Annotated in this window: 24 protein-coding genes; 14 read left to right on the top strand and 10 right to left on the bottom strand. The window is 63.4% G+C overall.

What is annotated here, in order from left to right:
- Positions 1-347 precede the first annotated feature (347 nt).
- The 3 genes from rpsA (at position 348) to P8Q88_RS03935 (ending at position 3,874) form a co-directional block, all read left to right on the top strand.
- A complete protein-coding gene (gene rpsA / locus P8Q88_RS03945) occupies positions 348-2,051 on the top strand; it encodes a 30S ribosomal protein S1 (protein WP_278322516.1) in 1,704 nt (567 codons plus the stop codon).
- A 97-nt stretch (positions 2,052-2,148) separates the two neighbouring features.
- Complete coding sequence (gene gloB, locus P8Q88_RS03940) at positions 2,149-2,904, top strand: hydroxyacylglutathione hydrolase (RefSeq protein ID WP_278322515.1); 756 nt, start codon at positions 2,149-2,151, stop codon at positions 2,902-2,904.
- A gap of 4 nt (positions 2,905-2,908) precedes the next feature.
- Positions 2,909-3,874 (top strand): NADPH:quinone oxidoreductase family protein, encoded by a 966-nt coding sequence (locus P8Q88_RS03935; RefSeq protein ID WP_278322514.1) that lies wholly within the window; start codon positions 2,909-2,911, stop codon positions 3,872-3,874.
- A gap of 69 nt (positions 3,875-3,943) precedes the next feature.
- Here P8Q88_RS03935 and P8Q88_RS03930 read toward each other — a convergent pair whose 3' ends face one another.
- The 8 genes from P8Q88_RS03930 to P8Q88_RS03895 all read right to left on the bottom strand — a co-directional run bounded on the left by P8Q88_RS03930 (position 3,944) and on the right by P8Q88_RS03895 (position 10,602).
- The gene (locus tag P8Q88_RS03930) at positions 3,944-4,510 is read right to left on the bottom strand and encodes a F0F1 ATP synthase subunit B family protein (protein ID WP_278322513.1); all 567 of its coding nucleotides are present in this window, start codon (positions 4,508-4,510) and stop codon (positions 3,944-3,946) included.
- Positions 4,503-4,997, bottom strand: coding sequence for a F0F1 ATP synthase subunit B family protein (locus P8Q88_RS03925; RefSeq protein ID WP_278322512.1), 495 nt, complete (start codon positions 4,995-4,997; stop codon positions 4,503-4,505). The genes P8Q88_RS03930 and P8Q88_RS03925 overlap by 8 nt, the downstream gene beginning before the upstream one ends.
- Positions 4,998-5,079: 82 nt before the next feature.
- A complete protein-coding gene (locus P8Q88_RS03920) occupies positions 5,080-5,307 on the bottom strand; it encodes a F0F1 ATP synthase subunit C (protein ID WP_040964046.1) in 228 nt (75 codons plus the stop codon).
- Between the two features lie 40 nt (positions 5,308-5,347).
- Positions 5,348-6,106 carry a F0F1 ATP synthase subunit A gene (locus P8Q88_RS03915; protein WP_278322766.1) on the bottom strand — a complete coding sequence of 253 codons (759 nt, stop codon included), beginning with the start codon at positions 6,104-6,106 and terminating at the stop codon, positions 5,348-5,350.
- An 82-nt stretch (positions 6,107-6,188) separates the two neighbouring features.
- The gene (locus P8Q88_RS03910) at positions 6,189-6,509 is read right to left on the bottom strand and encodes an AtpZ/AtpI family protein (protein WP_278322511.1); all 321 of its coding nucleotides are present in this window, start codon (positions 6,507-6,509) and stop codon (positions 6,189-6,191) included.
- Positions 6,510-6,698: 189 nt separating this feature from the next.
- Positions 6,699-7,091, bottom strand: coding sequence for a YdbL family probable chaperone protein (locus P8Q88_RS03905; RefSeq protein WP_278322510.1), 393 nt, complete (start codon positions 7,089-7,091; stop codon positions 6,699-6,701).
- An 11-nt stretch (positions 7,092-7,102) separates the two neighbouring features.
- Positions 7,103-7,288, bottom strand: a complete 186-nt coding sequence (locus tag P8Q88_RS03900) for a YnbE family lipoprotein (protein ID WP_278322509.1) — start codon at positions 7,286-7,288, stop codon at positions 7,103-7,105.
- 65 nt (positions 7,289-7,353) lie between these two features.
- The gene (locus tag P8Q88_RS03895; protein ID WP_278322508.1) at positions 7,354-10,602 is read right to left on the bottom strand and encodes an intermembrane phospholipid transport protein YdbH family protein; all 3,249 of its coding nucleotides are present in this window, start codon (positions 10,600-10,602) and stop codon (positions 7,354-7,356) included.
- A 70-nt stretch (positions 10,603-10,672) separates the two neighbouring features.
- Between P8Q88_RS03895 and radC the strand changes: the two genes are divergently transcribed.
- Positions 10,673-11,371 carry a RadC family protein gene (gene radC / locus P8Q88_RS03890; RefSeq protein WP_278322507.1) on the top strand — a complete coding sequence of 233 codons (699 nt, stop codon included), beginning with the start codon at positions 10,673-10,675 and terminating at the stop codon, positions 11,369-11,371.
- 23 nt (positions 11,372-11,394) lie between these two features.
- Here radC and P8Q88_RS03885 read toward each other — a convergent pair whose 3' ends face one another.
- A complete protein-coding gene (locus P8Q88_RS03885) occupies positions 11,395-14,181 on the bottom strand; it encodes a DUF3857 domain-containing protein (protein WP_278322506.1) in 2,787 nt (928 codons plus the stop codon).
- A gap of 207 nt (positions 14,182-14,388) precedes the next feature.
- Here P8Q88_RS03885 and purB point away from each other — a divergent pair, with 207 nt between their 5' ends.
- The 9 genes from purB to P8Q88_RS03840 all read left to right on the top strand — a co-directional run bounded on the left by purB (position 14,389) and on the right by P8Q88_RS03840 (position 22,345).
- Positions 14,389-15,699, top strand: a complete 1,311-nt coding sequence (gene purB / locus P8Q88_RS03880; RefSeq protein ID WP_278322505.1) for an adenylosuccinate lyase — start codon at positions 14,389-14,391, stop codon at positions 15,697-15,699.
- A gap of 72 nt (positions 15,700-15,771) precedes the next feature.
- Entirely contained in the window at positions 15,772-16,137 is a 366-nt protein-coding gene (locus P8Q88_RS03875) for a DUF1049 domain-containing protein (protein WP_278322504.1), read from the top strand.
- Positions 16,134-16,808 carry an orotidine-5'-phosphate decarboxylase gene (gene pyrF / locus P8Q88_RS03870; protein WP_278322503.1) on the top strand — a complete coding sequence of 225 codons (675 nt, stop codon included), beginning with the start codon at positions 16,134-16,136 and terminating at the stop codon, positions 16,806-16,808. The genes P8Q88_RS03875 and pyrF overlap by 4 nt, the downstream gene beginning before the upstream one ends.
- Before the next feature lie 6 nt (positions 16,809-16,814).
- Entirely contained in the window at positions 16,815-17,456 is a 642-nt protein-coding gene (locus P8Q88_RS03865; RefSeq protein ID WP_278322502.1) for a phosphoribosylanthranilate isomerase, read from the top strand.
- Positions 17,457-17,539: 83 nt separating this feature from the next.
- On the top strand, positions 17,540-18,757 hold the full coding sequence (gene trpB, locus P8Q88_RS03860) for a tryptophan synthase subunit beta (RefSeq protein ID WP_278322501.1): 1,218 nt from the start codon (positions 17,540-17,542) through the stop codon (positions 18,755-18,757).
- 37 nt (positions 18,758-18,794) lie between these two features.
- Positions 18,795-19,208 carry an endonuclease domain-containing protein gene (locus P8Q88_RS03855; protein WP_278322500.1) on the top strand — a complete coding sequence of 138 codons (414 nt, stop codon included), beginning with the start codon at positions 18,795-18,797 and terminating at the stop codon, positions 19,206-19,208.
- Between the two features lie 178 nt (positions 19,209-19,386).
- Entirely contained in the window at positions 19,387-20,202 is an 816-nt protein-coding gene (trpA, locus tag P8Q88_RS03850; protein WP_278322499.1) for a tryptophan synthase subunit alpha, read from the top strand.
- Positions 20,199-21,047: an acetyl-CoA carboxylase, carboxyltransferase subunit beta gene (gene accD, locus P8Q88_RS03845; protein WP_278322498.1), complete on the top strand. Its 849-nt coding sequence runs from the start codon at positions 20,199-20,201 to the stop codon at positions 21,045-21,047. Before trpA ends, accD begins: the two co-directional genes overlap by 4 nt.
- Positions 21,048-21,055: 8 nt before the next feature.
- Entirely contained in the window at positions 21,056-22,345 is a 1,290-nt protein-coding gene (locus P8Q88_RS03840; protein ID WP_278322497.1) for a bifunctional folylpolyglutamate synthase/dihydrofolate synthase, read from the top strand.
- Here P8Q88_RS03840 and P8Q88_RS03835 read toward each other — a convergent pair whose 3' ends face one another.
- Positions 22,346-24,073 (bottom strand): AmpG family muropeptide MFS transporter, encoded by a 1,728-nt coding sequence (locus P8Q88_RS03835; RefSeq protein WP_278322496.1) that lies wholly within the window; start codon positions 24,071-24,073, stop codon positions 22,346-22,348. It abuts the gene before it with no gap.
- A gap of 69 nt (positions 24,074-24,142) precedes the next feature.
- Here P8Q88_RS03835 and P8Q88_RS03830 point away from each other — a divergent pair, with 69 nt between their 5' ends.
- Positions 24,143-25,306, top strand: a complete 1,164-nt coding sequence (locus tag P8Q88_RS03830; RefSeq protein ID WP_278322495.1) for an aromatic ring-hydroxylating oxygenase subunit alpha — start codon at positions 24,143-24,145, stop codon at positions 25,304-25,306.
- The last annotated feature ends 18 nt before the right edge of the window (positions 25,307-25,324 follow it).

Genomic DNA, 25,324 nt, shown 5'->3' with positions numbered 1-25,324 from the left:
ATAAAGCGGCAATACTAGGAAATCGTTGACCGCGCCGGGGGCGCGACGAGCCAAGACAATCCTTCGGCATTTGGTTTTTTGCCACCGAAAGCGCCGACAACCATCTCTGGCGACCCAATTGGCTGGCACTCCAGACCCGTAATTCGCTTGCTTTTCGCCCGTCTCTGGCCTAGGCGCGCGACCGTTCTCGCAGTCAATGGATTGAAAGAACCTTCGCGGCGGCATCCGGCCTCGCGGAGATGTCGGCCCTCTTGCCCCGCTAACCTCGCAATGGTGCGAGAGGCGGTGAAAGACCCCGGGAAAACCGGTGGCCGGTAGCAAAACGATTAGTCAGGACTACACACCACATGGCAACTGCAGCCAATCCCACACGCGATGATTTCGCGAAAATGCTCGACGAGCAGCTCGGCGGCGCAGACGAAGGCGGCTTCGAAGGCCGCGTCGTCAAGGGCACCGTCACCGCCATCGAAAACGGCATGGCCCACATCGATGTCGGCCTGAAGAGCGAAGGCCGCGTCGACCTCAAGGAATTCCAGCGCTCCGAAACCGAAACCGCACCTTCGGTCGGCGACGAAGTCGAAGTCTATGTCGACCGTGTCGAGAATGCCGACGGCGAAGCGATGCTCAGCCGCGACCGCGCACGCCGTGAAGCCGCCTGGGACAAGCTCGAAAGCGAATTCGGCGAAGGCAAGCGCGTCGAGGGCCGCATCTTCGGCCGCGTCAAGGGCGGCTTCACCGTCGACCTCGACGGCGCCGTGGCCTTTCTGCCCGGTTCGCAGGTCGACATCCGCCCCGTGCGCGATGTCACTCCGCTCATGGACATGGCGCAGCCGTTCCAGATCCTCAAGATGGACCGCCGCCGCGGCAACATCGTTGTCTCGCGCCGCGCCGTGCTCGAGGAAACCCGCGCCGAACAGCGCAGCGAGCTGATCAACGACCTGTCGGAAGGCCAGGTCATCGATGGCGTGGTTAAGAACATCACCGATTACGGTGCGTTCGTCGACCTCGGCGGTATCGACGGCCTGCTGCATGTGACCGACATGAGCTACAAGCGCGTCAACCACCCCAGCGAGATGATCGAGATCGGCGCGACCGTGACCGTCCAGATCATCCGCATCAACGAAGATACCCAGCGCATCAGCCTCGGCATGAAGCAGCTGGAATCGGATCCGTGGGATGGCGTTTCGGCCAAGTACCCGGTCGGCATGAAGCTGACGGGCACCGTCACCAACATCACCGAATACGGCGCATTCGTCGAAATCGAGCCGGGCATCGAAGGCCTGGTCCACGTTTCGGAAATGAGCTGGACCAAGAAGAACGTCCACCCGGGCAAGATCGTCTCGACCTCGCAGGAAGTCGAAGTCATGGTCCTCGAAGTGGATAGTGAGAAGCGCCGCATTTCGCTCGGCCTCAAGCAGGCCCAGCGCAATCCGTGGGAAGAGTTCGCCGAGAAGCATCCGGTCGGCTCGAAGGTCGAGGGCGAAGTCAAGAACGCCACCGAATTCGGCCTGTTCATCGGCCTCGACGGCGACGTCGACGGCATGGTTCACATGTCGGACATCGCCTGGGGCATCTCGGGTGAAGACGCGCTGGCCCTGCACCGTAAGGGCGAGCAGGTCGAAGCCGTCGTGCTCGACGTCGACACCGACAAGGAGCGCATCAGCCTCGGCATGAAGCAGCTCGAAAAGGGTGCACCGACCGAAGCCGGTGCTTCGGGCAGCCTCCGCAAGGGCGAAACCGTCACCGTCACCGTGCTCGAAGTTCGCGATGGCGGCCTCGAAGTGCAGGTTGGCGAAGACGGCGCGACCGGCTTCATCAAGCGCAGCGACCTCGGCCGCGACCGCGACGAGCAGCGTCCGGACCGCTTCCAGCCGGGCGCCAAGGTTGACGCCATGGTCACCGGTTTCGACCGTTCGAAGAAGCCCAACTTCTCGATCAAGGCGCGTCAGATCGCCGAAGAGAAGGAAGCGGTTGCTCAGTTCGGTTCGTCGGACTCGGGTGCCTCGCTCGGCGACATCCTCGGCGAAGCGCTGAAGAAGAAGGAAGACTAGGCTCTTCCATCCCTTTTCTGGGTAATCAGGAAGGCCCGCTTGCCACACCGGCAGGCGGGCCTTTCCCTTTGGCGCGGCAGGGATTACCCTCTCGCGCATGCTCGAAATTCACCAGTTCCCCTGCCTGTCCGACAATTACGGATACCTTCTCCACGATCCCGACAGTGGCGAAACCGCCGCGATCGATACGCCTGATGGCAAGGAGTATCTCCGCCAGGCCGAAGCCAAAGGCTGGACGATTACTCAGATCTGGAATACGCATTGGCATCCGGACCATGCCGGCGGAAACGCCGACATCGTCGCAGCAACCGGTGCCAGGGTGGTCGCCCCCCAGGAGGTCGAGAGGATCGCCAAGATCGACCGGGTTGTCGGCAATGGCGACAGCGTTTCGCTGGGCGACTGGACCGCCCGCGTCATCGACGTGTCGGGGCACACAAACGGCCACATCGCCTATCATATCGCGAAGGCCGACATGGCCTTCGTCGGCGACAGCGTTTTCGCGCTCGGCTGCGGGCGCATGTTCGAAGGCGAACCGGAGCAGTTCTGGCATTCGCTCGACCGCATCCGGCAGCTACCCGACAACACGCTGCTTTACTGCGCGCACGAATACACCGCTGCCAATGCGAAGTTCGCGCTGCATGCCGATCCCGACAACACCGAGCTTCAGCTCTATGCCGCCCGGGTGGAGAAGAAACGCGCCAAGGGCGAGCCGACGGTTCCCACTCTCCTGTCGCGCGAATTGGCCACCAACCCTTTCCTGCGTGCAGACGATCGGAGCCTGCGCGATCGCTGGGGTGGAAGCAGCCCCGCGGAGACCTTCGCCGCACTACGGACGGCGAAAGACAAATTCTGACACGATGAAGGCTCTGCGGGTCACGGCGCTGTCCGACGATCTGGCGGGTGTTGCGCTCGAGGATGTGCCCCGACCGGAGGGCGAGGTCATCGTCCGCGTACGGGCGGCGTCGTTGAATTATCCCGACCTGCTGATGACGCAGGGCAAATACCAATTCAAACCGGAATTGCCCTTCACTTCAGGGCTGGAGCTCGCCGGCGAGGTGCTCGAGGCCCCGCGCAGCTCCGGTTTTGCGCCCGGCGACCGGGTGATGGGCGGCGCGAAGACAGGCGCGTTCGCGGAACTGGCTGCCTTGCCCGCCGGCGCGCTGCGTCCCATGCCGGAAAATCTGGATTTCACCAGCGCCGCCGCGATGGGCGCGGCCTTTCACACAGCCTATGTCGCGCTTGTAGAACTCGGTGGTCTTAAGGCAGGCCAGACGGTGCTCGTTCACGGAGCGAGCGGCGGGGTCGGCCTTGCAGCATGCGATCTCGCACGCGCCCTAGGTGCAAGAGTCATCGCCGCTACGCACCGCGAAGACAAGATCGAGGCGCTGGACCGGATTGCGCGGCCGGAGGCAGTCATCCTCAACACCGGCCGATTTCGCGACCGGGTTTCCGAATTGACCGACGGTCGACTGTGCGACCTCATTTATGATCCCGTTGGCGGGAATGTGTTCGATGAGAGCACGCGCTGCGTTGCCTTCGGGGGAAAGCTCCTGGTCATTGGCTTCGTCTCCGGCCGCATTCCCGAGATCGCCGTGAATATTCCGCTGATGAAGGGATTCTCCGTGGTCGGGGCCCGGGCGGGCGAATACGTCAGGCGCTTTCCCGAGCGACGCGCTCCAATCGCCGCGGCACTCGATGGCCTTCTGAGGGATGAAAAGATCGCGCCGCATGTCGATCGTATCCTGCCGCTTGCCCGATGGCGCGAAGCGTTCGAGGCCATGCGGCGCGGAGATATCGTCGGGAAAATCGTCCTCGAACCGTAATCAGAATAGGCGCGCGAAAAAGGGCGGCCCGCCGGACCGCCCTCTTCGTACCCAATGGCCCACGGCCGATCAGATTCCGGCGATGACCTTGTCGGCCAGAGCACGGTCGGCGTCCGCATCGTGCTTTTCGGCGATGAGCTTTCGGCTCGCCTGCGTCGCGGCCGTGACTGCGCGGTTGCGGACGTCCTCGACCGCCTCGCGCTCGGCTGCTGCGATCTTGTCTTCGGCCATGCGCTTGCGGCGCTCGACCATCGCCTTGCTGTCGGCTTCGGCCTTTTCAAGCAGGGCGTCGGCCTCGTGCCGGGCGTTGACCAGCATCGCTTCGGCATCCTTTTCGGCGCTGGCGATCTTACCGGCATACTCGTCACGCAGGGCTTCGGCTTCGGCACGAAGCTGCTTGGCTTCGTCGAGCTGCTCCTTGATCGCCGCGATCTTGCTGTCGAGGCCGCCAGCGATGGTCTTGTGAACCTTCGCGCCGAAGAACGCGATCAGCAAAAGGGCGAACATCGACACCGACACCCACTGGTAAGGCTCGAGGCCCCAGAGCGACGGTTCGCTGTGCTTGGCAGCACCCGCGTCGACTTCGACGATCGCCTCGGGCTCACCGGTTGTCAGTGGCTGGGGCTGGTTAGCCATGGGTCATGGCCTCCTTAACAGCCTTGGCGGCGGTCGGCTTGGTCACCTTCACGCCCGCAAGTGTGGCGACGATGTCCTGCGCGGCTTCGACGGCAACCGATTCAACTTCCGTCAGTGCGGCGGTCCGCGCCTCGGCGATACGAAGCTCAGCATCGGCCAGCTTCTTGTCGAGGCGGGTTTGCGCCGCCTTCAGCTTGGCTTCGGACTTGGCCGCCGCTTCGTCCTTTGCTTTGGCAACGATTGCCTGCGCTGCAGCGCGGTTCTCGTTTTCCTTCACCCGCCAGGCTTCTTCCTGCGCATCGGCCGCATCGCGTGCGGCCTTGGCGGCAGCAAGGTCACCGGCGATCTGCGAGTCGCGCTCGGCGACCGTGTTCATAACCTTGGGGACCATCCCCCGGCCGATGACGAAGAAGGTGATGCCGAAAAAGATCAGCAACCAGAAGACCTGGCTCGACCATGTTTCGGCTAGCTGTGCTATCTGTGGCATGTCAGCTCTCGATTAGCGGGTGCGCTGAATTCAGGCGGCCGGTCGAGGGTGCCCCCGACCGACCGTATGGATCCGGTTCGTCTTAGGCGACGAAGATCAGGATCATGGCAACGACGAACGCCAGCAGGCCGAGAAGTTCGGCAGCGGCGAAGCCAATGAAAAGGCGGCCCTGCTGGCCGTCGGCCGCGCCGGGATTGCGCAGCGCGCTCTCGAGGAACGAGCCGAAGACGTTACCAACGCCGATGGCGGCCATGCCGGCACCGATTGCAGCGAGACCGGCACCAACCAGCTTTGCAGCTTCTACTTCCATGACAAACTCCTTTGGGAAAACAGGTAATTGAGTTGAAAACTTAGTGAAGGTGCTCTGCATCGTTGATGTAGAGCGAGGTCAGCAGGGCGAAGACATATGCCTGGATGCCTGCGACCAGAATTTCGAGGGCGCTGATGCCGATCATCAGGATGAAGCTCGGCAGGCCCACGAGGGCGCCAAAACCGAGGCCCGCGTTCGTTCCGTCGATCACGAAGCTCGACAGCACCTTGAGCAGCACGTGACCTGCCATCATCGCGACGAAGAGCCGCAGTGCGAGGCTAAAGGGACGCACCATGAACGAGATGAACTCGATCGGCGCAATCACCGGCACCATCGCGATCGGCGTGCCATGCGGGACAAACAGGCTGAAGAAGTGCAGTCCGTGCTTCCAGAAGCCAACCAGCAGGACGATCGAGAAACTGATGATCGCCAGCACGCCGGTTACGGTGAAATGGCTGGTGAAGGTGAACGGGTGGATTCCGACCAGACCAAGCGGCAGCAGGCCAAGCAGGTTCGCAATCAGGATGAACATGAACAGGCTGAAGACATAAGGCACATATTTGCGCCCTTCCTTGCCGATGTTCGCTTCCAGCATGTTGTCGATGAAGCCGGTGAAGGTTTCCACCATCATCTGCCAGCGACCGGGAACGAGCTCGCGCTTCATTCCGCCGAGCACGAACAGGAACAGCACGACGGTGGTGACCAGCATCCACATCGCGCTGTTGGTGAAGGCGATGTTGAAGCCGGCGAGTTCCCAGCCCTGCGTTCCTGCGATCGGTTCGATCGCGAACTGCTTCATCGGATCGACTTTGGCCGGTTCGGCTACCACGTCTGAAAGTCCCTACATCCTATAAACAACGCCCCGAAATCCCGTGTGGGGATTATTCATCGGGGCGCTTGTTTGCCGCGCGGATAATGTTCCTGAAAGCCACGATTATTCCGAGGAACAACCCGACCAACAGACCCCAGGGCGAGGTGCCGGCGAACCAGTCAACGGTCCATCCCAGCACCGCACCGCCGAGTATGCCCCCGAGAAGATCCGCCAATACCCGGTTTCCGGAACGATAATTATCGTCCGCGCCCGACATTTTCGGTTGGTTACGCTGACTTTCGCGCTGCTGGGCGGCATTGAGCCGTTGTTCCAGCGCGTCAATCCGCGCATCCTCATCGATGGGCTCTCGTGCAGGCTTGTCGTCGCTCATGCCAGGCTCCTTGTAAGGGGGTTGCGCGGCACGGGCACGGACTTGCCCGCCGAGGGCGCCGCCCCCTTAGAAGGGGGGCTTTGGGGAGTCAACACGCGAGGCCCCGGTTATCGCGCTCAGTTGGCCAAAAACATCGCCCCGCAACCGCTTCCGGCCACGGGGCGATCCTGAACCAGAGCGTTCCGGCACTTACGGGCAGCGCGAATCCCGAATGGGTGGTGCGCTGGTGCGGGTTTGCCAGCTGCCGTCGGGCGCCTGATACTTCTCGCCCGGCGATGTGGCGGCAATGGCCTGACAACCGGCAGTGAGCGCGTATTCTTCAAGCGTTGCGTTGTTCGCCTTGGCGCGCTCTGCGTAAACGGCACGGCGCTTGATGTTGATGTCGTTGACCAGGCGGCGCAGATCCGACGTTTCCGCCACGACGATACCTAGGTACCCATCCATCTTCTCACCGACCTGCCCGGCAGAACGGGCCGCGGCATAGGCGGGATCGCGCTGGGCGAAGGCGGGTGCGGCGAGGCCGCCGATGGCAGTGGCCACCGCAATCCCGGTCAGCAGTCCCTTCGAAATTCGTTTGGTCATCTTGTCACCCATCAGAAAATATCCGCGTTCTCTTCGATCGTGTTGCCCGCATCTTCGGCGAGGCGATAAATCACTTCCTGCCGGATGTTGACGTTCAGCTCGATCACGATCGGCTCTTCGGGTGCATTCACCGTGATGCATCCTGCCAAGGTGAGCGAGGCGAGCAATCCCGCCGCAATCCGTTTCGTGCCGCCCATTGCCCTGTCTCCCTGTGTCGAAGGAGTCTTCGCAGCGCCCGGGCGGCCCGTCAAATATCCGCTTTTCATAGCGCTTCCTCGCTTTCCTGCTCCTGAATGGTCTGTTCCTCCGGGATTACATCGTCCGGTTCGATCTCGGGTTCGGCTTCTTCGCCGGTGATGCTGCGCCGCAACAGCCGCTGGCCATCATCCGACAGCAGGCCGAGCTCGCGGGGATCGCGGACGGCCGCCGGATCATAGAGCGACTTGAGACTGGTCAGCAGCTGGTAGAATTGTGCGCGAATGTTCAGTCTGAACTGGAGTGGCAGCGCGGCAAGCCGCTTGGTGATGAAATTTCCGTCCGCCCCCTCGCCCTGGCTGACTCCGTCGAACCGCACCCGGGTGACGATCTCGCCCGTCAAGGGCCCTTCCATCACCACGCGCATCTGGGTGTAATCGAGGCTTTTCAAAGCGTTGAAAGCAAAATTGGCGATCGGCGAAAGGTCTTCGTAGGTCAGTTCGCCGATATAGGAGACGTTGCCGCCGGGCGGGCGTGAAATGAGCACGCCCGTATCGATCCGGCCGTTCCCCGCGGCGTCGAAAACGATTGGTATTGTGCCGTCGAAGCTGCCGGTGGCCGAGATATTCTCGAGCTCCATCTGCGCGACGAACTGCTGCGCCTCGAGACCGACGATCTCGAAGATGTAGCGCCGTTCTTCGCTCGCTCCCAAATTGAGGTCGACGTCGCGCAGAATCAGACGGCCGCCCATGAATGGCCAACTTCCGCCCTCTACGGCCAGCAACTCCCCATCTTGCAACGAAAAGCTGACTTCGCCGTCGAGCACCTCGACGCCCGGATTGATCGATGCCACGCGCAGGGTCTGGCTGGGTGCGGTGGTGAGATTGAGCAGGTCGGTGAATTCAATCGTCCCGCTGGCCCCCTCGACCGGACCGAATGCCGCTGCGAAATCGAGATCATCGGAGGAAAAGCGCCCGCTGCTGGTCACCTCGCCATCTTCGGCCCAATCGATGCGGCCCGTTCCCGTAACCACACCATCGGCATTGGCGATTATGCCCAAGGCAAGCCGCGACAATTCATCCGGTTGCAAAGCATCGTCGAATTGGATCCCGGGAATATCGAGGTCGGCATAGCCAGCACCGGTCGACAGATCGTGACGGATTTCGACGTTGGTAACGACCCGGTCGGTCTCCGGATTGCGCAGCAATGCCTCGGCATCGATGCGATTGTCGACGAGGGTCAGGCTGGCGTCACGCGCGACCAGCGGCTCGAACCGGTCGGGGTCTGCGCGATCGAACAGCCGGAACTCGCCCCCATCGAGGGCCAGTCGACCGTCGGAATAGCGCCAATCGCCAGACGCATTGCGAATATCCAGCGGAACCGCATCCAGAAGCACTTCGGCATCGGCGAATTTACCAGCAATATCCTCGCCGAAACGGGCGGTAAGGTCGGAAATGCGGAAGCGGCTGGCGGTATCGGTCGGGCCCAGCGCAACATCCAGCGACCGCGCCGTCATGACGCCCGGATAGGCGAAGCCGACCGGCCCGCTGGCAATCCGGATCGGCGTCTCGCCGAGAAACCCCTCAAGATCGAGATCGGTCGTTCCTGCCGCGACCCGCAGCCCGCCCGAGCCGGTGGACAGGATCGGCTGTCCGCGCGGCGGGCAGAGCGTCAGGCCCCGGCGTTCGAAGCGCAGGTTGGCAAGCTCGAGCATGTCGAAAGCGACAGGCGTGCAGGCATTCCACAACGCAAGCCGGCCATCGGGCCGCCAGGTGCCATCCACGGGCACACGAAGGTTGGAAGTCGATCCACCGGGCAGAGGCCCGCTCGCCTCGACCTGCCCGGCGAACCGAACAGCACCATTCGCCGACTGCACAATGGACAGGCGCGGTATTCTGAGCGCAGAATCGTCCACTGCATATCGCTCCATCGACAGGCGAAAGACCGATGCCCCGTCGCCGGACTGCTCCATGCGACCCGTGATGCGCGGCAGCCCGTTGCCGCCAGTCGTGATATTTCCGGATAGCCGCGGAACGCCATCGCCATCTGCGACATAGGAAAAGCGCGAGAGCGAGACGATCCGCTCGTTCCTTCCGCTGGTCAGTTCGGCACTCGGCAGGAGCAGGGACAGCCGGCCCTCGTTGCGGCGCAGGCGGAAATCCGTCTCGAGCGCACTGCCGCGGGTCTTGGCGGCAAGACTTGTCGCCATCCGGCGAGCTAGCGGCTCGAGCAGCGTGCCCTGCCCAGTCGTTGCCAGCGAACCCAGCCCTGCCGTGACCTGTTCCCCGGGACGCAGGCCATTGCCCTCGATCCGCCCCTCCATCTGGATGCGCTCAAGATCGGTGCTCAAGCGGCCCTGCCCCTCGACCGACAGGAGTGCCGCCAGCGCCTGGGGGCTCTCGACGCCGCGTCCGACCAGGGAAAACCGCAGTGCTGCGGCCCTGCCGTCATCGGGCAGGCTCGCCCGCACCGTGCCGGTCATGGCGGAGGCGGCATAGTCCGCATAGCGCGTTGCCCCGCCATCGACACGAGCGCTGACATCAGGATTTCCGAGTTCGTCATCGAGATTTGCGTCGAGCTCGAACGTATAGTCCGCAAGCGCAACACCGCTGTCCGCACATACGAAGCGGCCGATACGCAGAGGCCCGGCAAAGGAAGGCGCGCCCGCCCGCGTCGTGATGTCGCCATAGGCGGTGGCGCCGGAGGTCGCACACCCTGCAACCTGCAATTCCGGGGCAGTCGCGGCAAGAACCCCGTCGAAGCCATCGCTCAGGCGACCGGCCCCATCGGCCTTGATCCCGATGGGACCGAATTCGCTCTCGATGAGCCCCCGCCCGTCGACGATCCGCACATCAAACTCGGGCAGTCCCGGCGGGGCATCGCTTTCGCGATAGAGAACGTTGTCCAGCGCGCCGAAGCTCAAGGTGCCATCGCGCCAGCTACCGTAAATGCGCGGGCGGACGAGAGTGACGGACGCAATCTCCGGAAGCCCCAGCCTGTGACGCAGGCTTACGATCACTCGCTCGGCGGTCATATCCGGCGCCTCCGGATCGCCGATCACCAGATCGCTGACGATCTGGGTCCGCCCGCCGATCCGCTCGATATCATAGGTGGCATCGAGCTCGTATTCGGCGAGCTGGTCGGCGATCACGTTCTCGGCAATGTCGTAACGGCTGAACCAGGCTATCGCCAAGGCAGTCGAGGCGAGGACGACCATGCTGGCGGGGACCATCCAGCGCTTCTTGCGCCAGCGAGGGCGCGGCGCTTTTGCCCGCGTCGCGTACTCGTCCCCAGTCCCGCCGTCAGCGTCTGCCATCGGCGCACACTTGCGCCGATGAAACGACAAAGGCAATGCAAGTAATTGATACGACGGGTCGGGGGCATCGGTGTCGCAAAACGGAAAATCATCGCGCACGCATGATGGCCACGGCCATCGCGAACGACTGCGCCAGAGACTGGTTGGCGGCGGTCCCGAGGCGCTGGCCGATTACGAGCTGCTCGAATATCTGCTTTTCGCAGCCATCCGGCAGGGCGACACGAAGCCGGTCGCCAAGCGTCTGATCGACCATTTCGGCTCGCTCTCCGCCGTTCTGAACGCAGAAGTCGGTGCGCTGCGGCAGGTCAAGGGCATGGGCGAGGCGAGCGCAGCAGGACTTCATGCGGTCGCCCTCGCGGCGCGGCGCATGACGCGGGGGATGGTGGAAGACAAGCCTGTGCTTGGCAGTTGGCAGGCCCTGCTCGACTATCTTGCGGTCGATATGGCGCATCTGACGGTCGAGCGCGTCCGTGTGCTCTATCTCAACACCCAGAACCGGCTGATCCTCGATCACCATGTGGGAGACGGGTCGATCGACGAGGCGGCAATCCACCCGCGCGAGGTGATCCGCAAGGCGTTCGATATCGGCGCGACCGCGCTAATCCTCGTGCACAATCACCCCAGCGGCAATCCCGAACCAAGCCGCGCCGACATCCAGATCACCCAGCGGATCGCCGAAGCCGGCCGATTACTCGGCGTCACCGTCCATGACCACGTCATCATTGGACGCGGCGGTCATGTGTCGCTGCGTGCCAAAGGGCTTATCTGACCGCCCCCGGCAAATCCGGGCGATCAGCGCTTCGGACTCAACCCGTACCTTTCGTAGCGCGCCGCGATATCGGGCGACAGGCGCGTGGCGTAGAGAATATCGGTGTTTCCCTCGCTCTTTTGCCCGCGCTCCAGCCGAATGAGGCCGCGCAGGTAAAGACTCGCCGCCTGCGACGGCTCCTTGTTCAGCGCCGCATCGAGATCAGCCAGGGCTTCATCCATGCGGCCGAGGCGATGATAGACCAGCGCCCGGCTGTCGAGCGCGGCGGCGCTGTAGCCATTCGCCTTTACCGAGCGGTCGCACAGCTCCGCCCCGTCGTCGACGCGGTAGTTCCAAGTGCCCATGAACCAGCACTGTGAATTGAGCAGGTTCTCGTCGCCCGGACGGTCCGCCAGCGCTTCTTCCAGCATGGTCCAGCCTTCCTGGCTGCGATCCGTGTTGCCCGCGATTTCGGCGAATATCTGCGCCAGTGTCGCACGCTCCTCGCCGCTGACGTCGATTGCGTCCAGCACGGCCAAGCCCTGGTCGGCCCGTCCGGCAAGCGAAAGCGCCATGGCGTAAGCTGCGCCTTTCTCCATTTCGCCAGTCAGTTCATAGACTACGCGATAGGCCTCGGCAGCCTGGTCGAAGCGGCCGAGGAGATTGAGTGCGTTCGCCCGGAGCTCATAGGCCTCTGCCGTGCCCTCGAGAGCGATCGCCTCGTCGATGTCGTCCAGCGCCCCCTCGTAGTCGCGACCCACCATCTTCAGCGAACCGCGCAGGATGTGGAAACTCGCCTGCTCCGGATAGAGATCGAGCAGAGCTTGGGCGGACGGCATGAGCCCATCGGCCCGCTCGCCGATCTCTGTATCGCTCAGTTCCCATGACCGGCGGGGAGACTGGATGCGGATTTCCGGATCGGCGCTGGCCATGGCCCGCATGGCAGCACGTGCTGCGGGAATATCCGCAGGAGCGATTTCGCTGGGAATGTAGCTGGCCGAATCCTTCACCAGTACCGTGCCGCCGGTCATCGTGAGCGAGCGCTCGAATTTCGTGCCGGCCACGACCTGCGAAACCAGATCGCCCGAACCTTTTATCTCGACTCCTTTGCCGCCGTCGGGAAGCAGGAAGGTCGCCTCCTCCGCGGTGGTCATCGGTCCGCCGACCTTGTAGGGAATGTCGCGCCAGGCCGCGCGGGCACGATCCGGGTCGAACGCCCAGTTCGTCGTGGACGTGTAGATCTTGTGCGTAGCGACATCGCGTTCGATGCCGAACCCTTCGTTCAGCATCCCCTTGGCGCGCAGCATGCCAATTCCTGCATCGGGATCGTAGCTGTAGGACGCATCGTAGACGAAGCCTTCGAACAGATCTTCGGTGAACTTCTGCGCATGGGCGAGCACGAGTTTCGGATCGCTCTCGCTTGCCTTGGCCGCCATGCGCGCAGCCAGGACGCCGCGCGTTTCGACTTCCAGGTCGTAGAGCGCGGGAAAATCGACCCCGCGGCTGAGGTCGTATGTGATGCGGAAGGTCCGGTCGGCGAAGCCGGGCCAGCGCTGCTGGAGCGCGATTACATCGGAACCTTCGGCACGGATTGGGAGGGCATAGTCGAAATTCGGCACTTCGCGGATGGTCGCCAGACGCGTGCCCGCGCTGGTGCCGTCGAGCCAGTAGTGCTCGCCAGCGATGGTTGCGCGGACGACGACATGGTCGAAGGCCCCCGGCAGCGGCTTCGAGACGGACACTGCGTCGCCATTGCCGGTGTTCACCAGCATCGCTTCGGCGTCGATGTCCATCTCATGCAGCATCGCCATCAAAAGCAGCGTCTCGGCCTTGCAATCGCCGTAACGCAGCGACCAGGTCTCGGATGGTGACTGCGGCAGGTAATTGCCGCCGTCCATGCCGTTCATGAGATAGTTGATCTCGTCCTGCACCGTACGCAGGGCCAAGGCGGCGCGCGTCAGCGGATCGTCGCTCGCCGCGCGGATGCGCCCGACTTCGGCGGCCAGCGAACTGCCGGGCGCGATACTGCCCTCGGTGCGATAATGCGGGGCCATCACCGACGCGACATCGGCCCAGCTATCAAAGCTGCCGACCTGGATCGCGGGCTTTACCTTGTAACGACCGGGCGCATCGTCGGGCACCTCCTCGACCTTGTCGATCGGGAGAATGACCTCGACCGTTTTGAAGCTCCCATCATCGCCGATGGTCGGATCCGGAGCATCGCCCAGCATGGCGTAGCTGATCGAGGAGTCCTTCGGCCATGACATGCGCAAACGCCCGAAGCCCAGCTGGGTCGGTTCGGCTGTGAGCAGTTCTGTAGACTGGACCTCACCGGAGAGAGCCTGATCGCGGCTGGTCGTGCTGCTCGCGAAACGCAGTATGTCGCCGACCTTGAGGCCCGGGATCTTGAACAGAGCCGTCAGCGCGCCATTGACGGTGCGGCGCTCGAGCTCGGTCTCGCGCCGGATCACCTCATGCTCGATCCCATCGGCAATAAGATCGATGACCTTGCCGTCGCGAACGATCTCGAGCCGGTGGATAACGAGGTCGCCCTTGTCCGGAAGCCACGCGAACTGCAGCGTTCCAAGGCGCGAAAGCGCATCGGCACTGCGAATGTCGTAAGCGACGTCGGAATACCGCAGCACGACCCCATCCTCGAGCCTCACCTGACGATCGAACAGGATGATTTCGTGGCCCTCTGCCACTGCCGCGTCGAAATCGAGCGGGGCGACCCATTCGGGAGCGGCCTCGAACTGGACGGTATCGCCGGCCCATGCAGGCGCGGCGAGAACGGCCAACGGCGCGACAGCGCAATAAAAGGCAGCTTTCACAAGAATTTCCCCCAAGCAATATTTGCGACGCAGCCTAAGTGTACTTCCCCTGAAAGCCAACCGAATATCGATGAAAGAAAACGGTTCATCGTAATTTTCGAGTTGAGTTGGCTCTGCGGTTCGCAATGGCTCAGGCTTGCGCTCGCTCCCGCGCGCGCCTAGCGGCTGCGGCGCAACCTGCCGCCATTCCAAACCGGAGCCCCGCCCATGGTCCCCCGTTACGCCCGCCCCGACATGACTGCCCTGTGGGAGCCCGAAGCAAAGTATCGCATCTGGTTCGAAATCGAAGCGCATGCGACCGAAAAGCTGGGCGATCTCGGCGTCGTGCCGAAGAGCGCCGCGAAGGCGCTGTGGGATTGGTGGGCAACCGATCCCAAGATCGACGTCGAGGCGATCGATGCGATCGAAGCGGTGACCAAGCACGATGTCATCGCCTTTCTGACCTGGGTGGCCGAGAACGTGGGCGAGGAAGCGCGCTTCATGCACCAGGGCATGACCAGCTCCGACGTGCTCGACACGACACTGGCCGTGCAGCTGGCACGCGCGAGCGATATCCTGCTGGCCGATCTCGACGATCTGCTGGCGGCGATCAGGCGCCGCGCGGAAGAGCACAAATACACGCCCACGATCGGTCGCAGCCATGGCATCCATGCTGAGCCGGTCACTTTCGGCCTGAAGCTGGCGCAAGCCTATGCCGAGTTCGACCGTTGCAGGACCCGGCTCATCGCCGCGCGTGAGGAAATCGCGACCTGCGCCATCAGCGGCGCGGTCGGCACATTCGCCAATATCGATCCGAGTGTCGAGGAATATGTCGCCGAGAAGCTCGGCCTCAAGCCCGAACCGGTCTCGACCCAAGTCATCCCGCGCGATCGCCACGCCATGTATTTCTCCACGCTCGCCGTCATCGCGGGCAGCATCGAGCGCCTCGCGGTCGAGGTGCGCCATCTCCAGCGCACCGAAGTGCTGGAGGCCGAGGAGTATTTCTCCCCCGGCCAGAAGGGATCGAGCGCGATGCCGCACAAGCGCAATCCGATCCTGACCGAGAACCTGACCGGCCAGGCGCGCATGATCCGCGCCTATGCCCTGCCCGCGCTCGAGAACGTGGCGCTATGGCATGAGCGCGATATCTCGCACTCCTCGGTCGAGCGCTTCATCGGGCCGGACGCGACTATAACGCTCGATTTCGCCCTCGCGCGCCTTACTGGCGTGGTCGACAAGCTGCTCGTCTACCCCGAACGTATGCAGGCGAACATGGACCGCATGGGCGGCCTGATCCATTCCCAGCGCGTGCTGCTCGCCCTCACCCAGAACGGTGTGAGCCGCGAGGATGCCTATCGCCTGGTCCAGCGCAATGCGATGAAGGTGTGGGAATCGGATGGCCGCCTGATGCTGCTCGACCTGCTCAAGCAGGATGAGGAGGTGCGCGCCGCTCTGACCGAGGAGGAACTGGAAGAGCGCTTCGATCTCGAATACCACTTCAAGCATGTCGACACGGTGTTCGCGCGGGTGTTCGGCTGACGGCTTGGCCTAGACGGGCGCGCTTGCCCGGCCTAGCACAGCGGAAAAGACAGTTGGGGAGCCGATAACGCCATGCAGATCGTCCGCACTATAGTCTGGGTCTTGCTGCTGTTCGCCTTGCTGGCCTTCAGCTTCTTCAACTGGAAACCGGTCGAGGTCCAGATCTGGTCGAATATCGTGCTTGAAACCAAGCTTCCCGCCCTGGTCATCGTCGCCTTCCTGCTCGGCCTCATTCCGATGTGGCTCGTGCACCGGACGGCGAAATGGCGGATGACGCGCCGGGTCAATGCCCTCGAAGCTGCAACGACGCGGCTCGCAACGCCGAAAAGCGATACGCCGACCGCCGCGTCAACTGCGCCAGCCGCCGCCACGCCGCGGGCGGACAGCCCGCCGCAACCGGCCAATCCTGTCGATCCGGAACCGAAGACCCCGCAATGACCAATCCAGTCTATCTTGCCCTCGATGTTCCGCGCCTGCGCGAAGGGATCGAGCTTGCCAACCGAGTCAAGGGTCATGTCGGCGGGATCAAGCTCGGGCTGGAATTTTTCTGCGCCCACGGCGCCCATGGCGTCCACATGATCGGGCAGCTGGGATTGCCGATCTTCCTCGACCTCAAGCTCTACGACATTCCCAACACAGTCGCCGCCGCCATGCAAGCCATCCATGTGCTGGAGCCATCGATAGTGACAGTCCACGCGAGCGGCGGCCGCGCTATGCTGGAGGATGCCAAGGCCGCGGCAGCCGAGCATACCAAGGTCGTGGGTGTCACGATGCTGACCAGCATGGACGACCGCGATCTTCAACGCACAGGCATTCAGGGAAGCGCGCATGATCACGTGATGCGGCTTGCCGACCTGGCGCACGACGCCGGGCTCGACGGCATCGTCTGTTCAGGACAGGAAGTGAAGGCCGTGCACGGCCAGTGGAAGGATGGCTTCTTCGTCGTCCCCGGCCTGCGCCCGGCCGGCAGCGCCGCCGGCGACCAGAAGCGTGTCGTTACGCCCCGCCAGGCACGCGACGACGGAGCCAGCGTGCTGGTGATCGGCCGCCCGATCAGCCGTGCCGAAGACCCAGTGCAGGCAGCGCGTGAAATCGAGGCGACGCTGTAAGACACCATGAAAACGCAGATCAAGATATGCGGGCTTTCCACGCCTGAAACCATGGACGCGGCGATCGACGCGGGTGCGACCCACGTCGGTCTCGTACAATACGAAAAAAGTCCGCGGCACGTCCCCCTTGAGGACGCCGCCAAATTGCGCGCTCGCGTGCCCGCTACGGTGAAGGTGGTCATGGTCACGGTTGCCATGACGGGCGAGGAATTGGCGCGTGCTTTCGTGGCGATTAAGCCGGATATCGTCCAGTTCCACGGCAGCGAGACCATCGACTGGATGGCCGCGCAACGCCAGAACCTGAAAATCGAGACCTGGCGTGCGGTAGGATTACGCGACCACGGTTCGCTGGAACGCTCTCGCCGGTTCGTGGGTGTTTGCGATCGCGTGCTGTTCGATGCTCCGGCGAAAAGCCTGCCGGGAGGCAATGGCGTCTCGTTTCAATGGGATCTTCTAGACGGCTGGACGCCCTTCATCCCCTGGGGCCTTGCGGGCGGGCTGAATCCGGACAATGTGGCCGATGCCATTTCACGGACAGGCGCGCCGCTGGTGGATGCTTCGAGTGGGCTTGAAAGTGCACCCGGGGTCAAGGACGCCGGTCGCATCCGCGCCTTCTGCGATGCAGTGCGCTCGGCATCACCAGAGTGACCGGTGGGTCACGTAATGCTGGTTCGCGCTTTGCAAGCCATCCTGTCTCGACTTCGCACGGCGCCAACGGCATGGATTGGACAATGACTGAATCGACTCCCAACTCCTTCCGCAACCAGCCAGACGAACGCGGGCATTTCGGCGATTACGGTGGCCGCTATGTCGCCGAGACGCTGATGCCGCTGGTGCTCGACCTGGAGCGCGAGTATCGCGCGGCGCAGGCCGATCCCGAGTTCCAGCGCGAGTTCGACGATTTGCTCGAACATTACGTCGGCCGTCCTTCCCCCCTCTATTTCGCGGAGCGGCTGACCGAGGCGCTCGGCGGGGCACAAGTCTGGTTCAAGCGCGACGAGCTCAATCACACCGGCGCGCACAAGATCAACAATTGCATCGGGCAGATCCTGCTCGCGATCCGTATGGGCAAGACGCGCATCATCGCGGAGACTGGCGCGGGCCAGCACGGCGTCGCCACCGCCACCGTCTGCGCGCGCTTCGGTCTGCCCTGCGTCATCTACATGGGCGCGGAGGACGTGCGGCGGCAGTCGCCCAATGTCTTCCGCATGAAGCTGCTCGGCGCCGAAGTCGTGCCGGTCACCAGCGGTCGCGGCACGCTGAAGGACGCGATGAACGAAGGGCTGCGCGACTGGGTCGCGAACGTCCACGACACCTTCTACATCATCGGCACCGCCGCCGGGCCGCACCCCTATCCCGAGCTGGTGCGTGATTTCCAGAGCGTGATCGGCAAGGAAGCCCGGGCACAGATGCAGGACCGCATCGGCCGTCGGCCCGACCTGCTGGTGGCAGCCATCGGCGGCGGCTCCAACGCACTCGGTCTCTTCCACCCGTTCCTCGACGATCCGGACGTCAAGATGCTCGGCGTCGAAGCAGCGGGCCACGGCCTCGACGGCGACGAGCACGCGGCAAGCCTGCTCGGCGGCTTCCCCGGCGTGCTCCACGGCAACAAGACCTACCTGCTGCAAGACGAGGACGGCCAGATCACCGAGGGCCACTCGATCAGCGCCGGATTGGACTATCCCGGCATCGGCCCCGAACATGCCTGGCTGAAGGATACGGGCCGCGTCGAATATACCGCGATCACCGACGAGGAAGCGCTGGAAGCTTTCCAGCTGCTCTGCCGCACCGAGGGCATCATCCCCGCGCTCGAACCGAGCCACGCCATCGCGGCCGTGGCCAAGCGCGCGAAGGACATGCCAAAGGACAGCGTAATCCTCGCCAATTTGTGCGGGCGCGGAGACAAAGACATCTTTACCGTGGCGGAACGGTTGGGAGTGGAAATCTAGCCCTCTCCCCTTAAGGGGAGAGGGTTGGGAGAGGGGAATGAGAGACGCTGACTCGCTCAAAAAAGCGCGGAAAATGCGAGAGAACATGCCAGAGCCGGAAATGCGGATGTGGCTGGAATTGCGAGCCGCCAGATTTCGGGGCGTAAAGTTTCGCAGGCAAAAGGTAGTCGGAAAATTTATAGTCGATTTCGCCGCGAACCATCCCAAACTGGTCATCGAAATTGATGGGGATACGCATGCTGGGCGCGAAAGTTATGACATGCAACGAAGTCGGTTTCTGGAAGAGCAGGGATACAGGGTGATAAGGTTCTCGAATTCCGATGTGATGTCCAACATGGAAGGGGTGCTTCAGCAGCTTGGCTTGGTCATGGACGAGATGGTTTCCCCTCCCCCAACCCCCTCCCCTGAAGGTGAGGGGGCTTTGTCGTCACGTCTCCCTGGATACCGATAGATCCTGTCCTACACCCCGATAACCGTGCAAAGAGAAGCGCATGAACCGCCGCCTCTTTCTTACCTCCTCCAGACCGAAATCATCCCGCTCGCCCACCACCCGTTTTTCCTCCCTGGACAGTGTAACATGCGGTCCATGTCTCAGACTTCCGCCGAGTTAGATGAACGAACCTGACCCTATGACCACCTCGAATCGCCTCTCCTCCGCCTTCGCCAAGAACCACCCCGCGCTCGTCTGCTTCGTCACTGCAGGCGACGGCGACACGGCGGCCAATCTCGACGCGCTGGTCGAGGGAGGCGCGGATGTGATCGAGCTGGGGATGCCCTTCACCGATCCCATGGCCGATGGCCCGGCGATCCAGAAGGCCAACATCCGCTCGCTCGGTGCAGGGACGACCACTGCCGATGTGCTGCGCATCGCGACCGAGTTCCGTGCGCGCCATCCCGATGTCCCGCTGGTGCTGATGGGCTATGCCAATCCGATGATCCGGCGCGGGCCGGAGTGGTTCGCCTCCGCCGCGAAGGATGCCGGCGTCGACGGCGTCATCTGCGTCGATCTTGCACCGGAAGAGGACGCCGATCTCGGTCCCGCACTGCGCGCTCGGGGCCTCGACCTCATCTACCTCTCCACTCCGACGACCGACGACGAGCGCTTGCCGGCGGTCCTGAGAGGATGCGGGGGCTTCCTCTACTATGTCAGCGTGGCAGGGATCACCGGGAAGCAAAGCGCTCTCGTCGCCGATATCGCCAAGAACGTCAGCCGCATCAAACGGCAGACGGACTTGCCGGTCGCGGTCGGCTTCGGCGTGAGAACACCGGACCAAGCGGCCGCCATCGCACAGGTGGCGGATGGCGTCGTGGTGGGGAGCGCGCTGGTCGAACTGGTCGGCGATCACGGCGCCGATGCTCCGGCCAGGCTGCGCGAGCTCACCGCAGGGCTTGCCAAGGCCGTCCATTCGGCGGCAAGGGCCCCTCGGAAAGAAGAAAAAGCATGAACTGGTTCACCCGCGTCCGCAATTCGATCACCTCGCTCTCCAAGCGCACCACCGACAAGGATCTGTGGGTCAAGTGCCCCAGCTGCCAGCAGATGGTCTTCGCGCAGGAATACGAGGAGAACGCCTACGTCTGCCCGCGTTGTGATCATCACGGCCGTATCGGCGCGGACGAGCGCCTGCGCCAGCTGCTCGACGCGGGCTACGAGGTGCTTCCGGTGCCCGAAGTGAAAGAAGACCCGCTCAAGTTTCGCGACTCTATGAAGTACACCGACCGCCTCAAGAAGGCCCGCGCCAAGAGCCCGCACAAGGATGCCTTCATCGTCGGCTCCGGCGCGATCGAGGGCAAACCGGCGGTCGTCGGCGTTCAGGACTTCACCTTCATGGGCGGATCGATGGGCATGGCTGTCGGCACTGCCTTCTGCCAGGGCGCCGAGCGCGCGCTGACTCGCCGCGCGCCCTATATCGTGGTCACCGCAGCTGGTGGGGCGCGCATGCAGGAGGGCATTCTCAGCCTCATGCAAATGCCCAAGGCCACCGTGATGACGCGCCGCCTGAAAGAGGCGGGCCTCCCCTACATCGTGCTTCTGACCGACCCGACCACCGGCGGCGTCACGGCGAGCTATGCAATGCTCGGCGACATCCACATTGCAGAGCCTGGTGCTCTGATCGGCTTCGCCGGCCAGCGTGTGATCCAGGACACCATCCGCGAGCAATTGCCCGACGGCTTCCAGCGCGCCGAGTACCTCCACAAGCATGGCATGGTCGACATGGTCGTGCACCGCCACGACCTGAAGGAGACGCTGGCGACGCTGCTCGACTATCTGGCACCTGCCGAGGCTGCCTGAGGCCCGTCATGCGGGATTTCGCCCGCTCCGACAGTCCGGCAGTCCAGCGCCAGCTCGACCGGCTGGCTGCGCTGTCGGTGCCGGAGGGCCGGCTCGGTCTCGATACGATCCGCGCGCTGCTCGAACGGCTGGGACATCCGCACAGACGCCTGCCCCCGACTTTCCATGTGGCAGGAACCAACGGCAAGGGATCGACCTGCGCTTTCCTGCGCGCGATGCTCGAGGCCGAGGGTAATACGGTCCATGTCACCACGAGCCCGCATCTCGTGCGCTACAACGAGCGCATACGTGTCGCCGGCGAGCTGATTTCTGATGATCGGCTGGCCGAGGTCCTCGAACAGGTCCTCGATGCAGGTGAGGACCTGAACCCGAGCTTCTTCGAAGTCACCGTCGCCGCCGCTTTCGCCGAATTCGCGCGCGTTCCGGCCGATGCCTGCGTGGTCGAGGTCGGCCTTGGCGGGCGCTTTGATGCAACCAATGTGCTCGAACAACCGGCCGCTTGCGCCATCGCCGCGCTGGGCATCGATCACGAGCGCTTCCTGCTGGCACCCGAAGCCGGTGTGCCCACGGTCCCCCTCGCCCGCATCGCCTTCGAGAAGGCAGGCATCACGAAACAGGGTGCCTCGCTTGTCACGCTATCCTATCCCGACGCCGCCGAAGCGGAGATCAAGGCGGCAGCCATGCGCATGGGCGCGCCTATCGCCATGAGGGGCGCGGAGTGGTCGATGAGCGCGACGCCCACGGGCCTGCACTATGCCGATCGGCACGGCGAACTCGCACTGCCTTTGCCCACCATGCCAGGGCCGCACCAGGCAGAAAACGCCGCGCTTGCCATCGCCATGCTGCGTCATCAGGACTACATTTCCGTGTCACGCGACGCGTTCGCTACCGGCATCACTGGAGCTCGATGGCCGGCTCGCCTGCAACGGCTCACACCCGGCCCGCTAACCGGCGATCGCGAAATCTGGCTCGACGGGGGGCACAATCCCTCTGCAGGGGAAATGCTGGCCAAGCATTTTCAAGGGGAGCGGCTCCATCTCGTGATCGGAATGCTCGATGCGAAGGACCCGTCGGCACTGACCGGCCCGCTCGCCGACGCGATTGCAAGCCTGACGGCGGTTCCCGTTCCCGGGCATGACGCGCATCCTGCCGAAGCCTTCGGCGCGACAGCCAGGATGGCCGCGGATGTGCCCGCGGCACTTGCCAGCCTGCCTGACGACGGGCTCCCGGTGCTCGTCTCCGGCTCGCTCTATCTCGCCGGCGAGGTTTTGCGCCTCAACCGCGAATTGCCGGACTGATCACTCCGCGGGCACCGCTTTCCCCTCGCCCGCTTCCGGCGCCACGATCCCGGCATTCCTGCTGCGCCGTTCGCGATACCACTCCATGCACACGAGCACCGCCGCGGCGAGGCCGATCCATGTGGTCAGGATGAAGACGTCGAAATAGCCCTGGTTCTCGATCATCTCGCCAAGTGCCCCGCGGCCAAGCGTACCGACGAGCAGCGTCAGTGACGACAGCAGCGCATATTGCACCGCGCTGAATTTCTTCGACACGATCGACGACAGCCAGGCCACATAGGCCGCCCCGGCGATCCCGATCGCGAGGTTCTCAAAAGCGATGGTGATCGTCAGCTTGGCCAGATCGGCGTCGCCGATGCCCGGCACCTGGCTGATCAGATAGGTAAAGCCGATCGCCTCGCTGAAGGCAGCCATGTTGTGGCCGCCCACGGCCATGTCGGCGTAAAGAAGATTGGTGAGCGCTGCGAGAATACCGCCGATCAGCAATGTTGCCATGCGCCCGATCGTCGTCAGCAGCAGCCCCCCCAGCGCCAGCCCTGCGATGATCGCGCCCACACCGAAGAACTTCGAAGCGAAGGCCACATCGTCGTTCGTGTACTGCAGCTCGCCTAGGTAGAAGGGATATGCAAAGGTGCCCCAGATTGCGTCGCAGATACGATAGGTCAGCACGACCGCCAGGATCAGCACCAGCGACCAGCCCATCCGTCCGACAAATTCGACCAGCGGCAGCACAAGCGCACGGTAAAGGTGATCGAGCGCGTAGGACCCGCCCGAAACCGCAGGGGCATCGTCTGCCAGCAGGTGCCGCCCCTGCTTCTTCTGCGATGCAAGCCAGCCGGCGATCAGCGCGGGAAGAATGATCGTGGCCACGATGATCCATGGCCCGATATTGACCGTGAACTCGGTCGGATTCGGGCGATCTTCAGGCGCATAGGTCATCGACATGACCATGAAGGTGAGGACGACGCCGATCGCCCCGGCCCAAAGCAAGCCAACCAGGGCCAACGCGCGGTTGCGGATCTGCGGGTTCAACTCACCTGCCTTGCGCAAGGCCCGTACCTGCTCATCGCCTTGAGACAGCTCCGCCGCGCCAGCCGCATTGGGTGCCCAAAGACCCACAAAGCCGACTGCCAGAAGCATGCCGCCCATCAGCATGTACGTTTCGGGCCAGCCAATCCGGGCCGCGATGATCAGGCCCAGCGCCCCACCCACCAGCGAGGACAGCCGGAAACCCATCTGGTAGACGGTGGACAGGATATCGATCGTCGCGACCTCGTCCGCCACGTCGATGCGCCATGCATTGATCGCGATGTCCTGTGTCGCGCTGGCCAGAGCGCCAATGCCCGCCAATAACGAGAACATGCCGAGCTGTGTGCGCGGTTCCAGCAGGCTCATGGTGACGAGAATGGCGCCGAGCAGCAATTGCATCGGCACGATCCACTGCTTGCGCCTGCCGAGGCGCCGCAGCACGGGAATGTCGACCTTGTCGATCAGCGGCGACCAGAGAAACTGGAAGGCATAAGCCAGCCCGATAAGCGAAAAGATGCCCATCGTCTCGAGATCGACCTCAGCCTCGGTCAGCCATGCGAAAAGCGTGCCGAGGAACAGGGCGAACGGCAGCCCGCTCGCGAAGCCGAACAGGAGCATGAAGCCGGTCTTCCGATTGCCGAGCGCCATTCCCAGCACGCGCCAGGCTGATACCTTCTTCGTCTCGGCGTTTTCGGCCATGCGCACCCGTCCTTTCAATTATGGGGATTTCTTGCGACACTAGCCGCTGGAGAGAGAAAGGAAAGCGTCGTGGACGTTCCGACAAAGACCCAGCCTGAACGCCGGCCGACAGCAGGGATGCTCGCCCTGGCGAGGGACATCGCCGAAGATCGCAAACGCGACGTGGCAGAACCAAGCACCGTGCCCGCCTCGGTCTATACCGACCCGGCCTACTGGGAGCGCGAAAAAGCGGCTATCTATGACCGCATGCCGCAGATTCTGTGCCCGTCTGCGCTGTTGCCGGATCCTGGCATGGCTGTGCCGCATGATGCCACCGGCCGCCCTCTACTGATCACGCGCGGCAGTGACGGAAAGACCCACGTCTTTCTCAATGTCTGCCGCCATCGCGGAACTCGGCTGGTCGAGGGCGGCGAAGTCCAGTGCACCAGGAAGCTCGTGTGTCCCTATCACGCGTGGACTTATGCTGTGGACGGGCGTTTGCTGGCCCTTCCCCGCCCCGATACCTTCCCCGGCCTCGACAAGGCGGACTACGGCCTCGTCGAGCTGCCATCCTGCGAGACGGGCGGCCTCATCTGGTTCTGCCCACAGGAGCAGACCGCCGACTTCGCTCTTGCCAGAAAGCTGGGCGAGGATTTCGACGCGCTCGGAATGGGAGATCACGTGCTGTTCCGTCGCAAGACCCATGAGGTGGCGGGCAATTGGAAGCTCATCATGGATGCGTTTCTCGAAAGCTACCATGTCACGCGGCTGCACGCGCAGACCATCGGCCCGTTTTTCAAGGACGGCGCGACCAGCGGCGACATGATCGGTCCGCACTCGCGCAGCGCGGTCGGCCGGCTGGAGGAAATGGAAGGCGTTGACCTCGAAGACATGGCGGCGCTGCGCCGGGTCGTCACATATGCATATCAGCTCCTTCCCGGCGCGCTAATCATTCCCAGCCCGGATTACATCAATGTGATGGTGATGATGCCGCAGGCACACGATCGCACGCTGGTCGAGGATTTCATGCTTATTCCAGAGCATCCGAGCACAGATAAGGCGCGCAACCATTGGGAGCGCAGCTGGGCGCTACTCGACGGCGGCGTGTTTGCAGGGGAGGATTTCCGCGCCGCCGAATTAGGCCAGCAGGGCCTGGCCACGGGCGCGGTGCCGCACCTGAGCCTCGGTACGATGGAGGGCGGCATACGGCGCTATCACGAGACGGTCGAGGAAGCCTTGCGCGCCGCGAACTGAGGGCTTAACCCGCGCGCC

The organism is Qipengyuania marincola (assembly GCF_029688625.1).
In the GTDB taxonomy this organism is placed as follows: domain Bacteria; phylum Pseudomonadota; class Alphaproteobacteria; order Sphingomonadales; family Sphingomonadaceae; genus Qipengyuania.
Note: the sequence above shows the minus strand (reverse complement) of the source record. Positions and strands in the feature narration are given on the sequence as shown.

Bases quoted from the DNA above. Each gene is read 5' to 3' on its own strand.
- rpsA (WP_278322516.1), top strand. From the start codon at position 348: ATGGCAACTGCAGCCAATCCCACACGCGATGATTTCGCGAAAATGCTC.
- gloB (WP_278322515.1), top strand. From the start codon at position 2,149: ATGCTCGAAATTCACCAGTTCCCCTGCCTGTCCGACAATTACGGATAC.
- P8Q88_RS03935 (WP_278322514.1), top strand. From the start codon at position 2,909: ATGAAGGCTCTGCGGGTCACGGCGCTGTCCGACGATCTGGCGGGTGTT.
- P8Q88_RS03930 (WP_278322513.1), bottom strand. From the start codon at position 4,510: ATGGCTAACCAGCCCCAGCCACTGACAACCGGTGAGCCCGAGGCGATC.
- P8Q88_RS03925 (WP_278322512.1), bottom strand. From the start codon at position 4,997: ATGCCACAGATAGCACAGCTAGCCGAAACATGGTCGAGCCAGGTCTTC.
- P8Q88_RS03920 (WP_040964046.1), bottom strand. From the start codon at position 5,307: ATGGAAGTAGAAGCTGCAAAGCTGGTTGGTGCCGGTCTCGCTGCAATC.
- P8Q88_RS03915 (WP_278322766.1), bottom strand. From the start codon at position 6,106: ATGAAGCAGTTCGCGATCGAACCGATCGCAGGAACGCAGGGCTGGGAA.
- P8Q88_RS03910 (WP_278322511.1), bottom strand. From the start codon at position 6,509: ATGAGCGACGACAAGCCTGCACGAGAGCCCATCGATGAGGATGCGCGG.
- P8Q88_RS03905 (WP_278322510.1), bottom strand. From the start codon at position 7,091: ATGACCAAACGAATTTCGAAGGGACTGCTGACCGGGATTGCGGTGGCC.
- P8Q88_RS03900 (WP_278322509.1), bottom strand. From the start codon at position 7,288: ATGGGCGGCACGAAACGGATTGCGGCGGGATTGCTCGCCTCGCTCACC.
- P8Q88_RS03895 (WP_278322508.1), bottom strand. From the start codon at position 10,602: ATGGCAGACGCTGACGGCGGGACTGGGGACGAGTACGCGACGCGGGCA.
- purB (WP_278322505.1), top strand. From the start codon at position 14,389: ATGGTCCCCCGTTACGCCCGCCCCGACATGACTGCCCTGTGGGAGCCC.
- P8Q88_RS03875 (WP_278322504.1), top strand. From the start codon at position 15,772: ATGCAGATCGTCCGCACTATAGTCTGGGTCTTGCTGCTGTTCGCCTTG.
- pyrF (WP_278322503.1), top strand. From the start codon at position 16,134: ATGACCAATCCAGTCTATCTTGCCCTCGATGTTCCGCGCCTGCGCGAA.
- P8Q88_RS03865 (WP_278322502.1), top strand. From the start codon at position 16,815: ATGAAAACGCAGATCAAGATATGCGGGCTTTCCACGCCTGAAACCATG.
- trpB (WP_278322501.1), top strand. From the start codon at position 17,540: ATGACTGAATCGACTCCCAACTCCTTCCGCAACCAGCCAGACGAACGC.
- P8Q88_RS03855 (WP_278322500.1), top strand. From the start codon at position 18,795: ATGAGAGACGCTGACTCGCTCAAAAAAGCGCGGAAAATGCGAGAGAAC.
- trpA (WP_278322499.1), top strand. From the start codon at position 19,387: ATGACCACCTCGAATCGCCTCTCCTCCGCCTTCGCCAAGAACCACCCC.
- accD (WP_278322498.1), top strand. From the start codon at position 20,199: ATGAACTGGTTCACCCGCGTCCGCAATTCGATCACCTCGCTCTCCAAG.
- P8Q88_RS03840 (WP_278322497.1), top strand. From the start codon at position 21,056: ATGCGGGATTTCGCCCGCTCCGACAGTCCGGCAGTCCAGCGCCAGCTC.
- P8Q88_RS03835 (WP_278322496.1), bottom strand. From the start codon at position 24,073: ATGGCCGAAAACGCCGAGACGAAGAAGGTATCAGCCTGGCGCGTGCTG.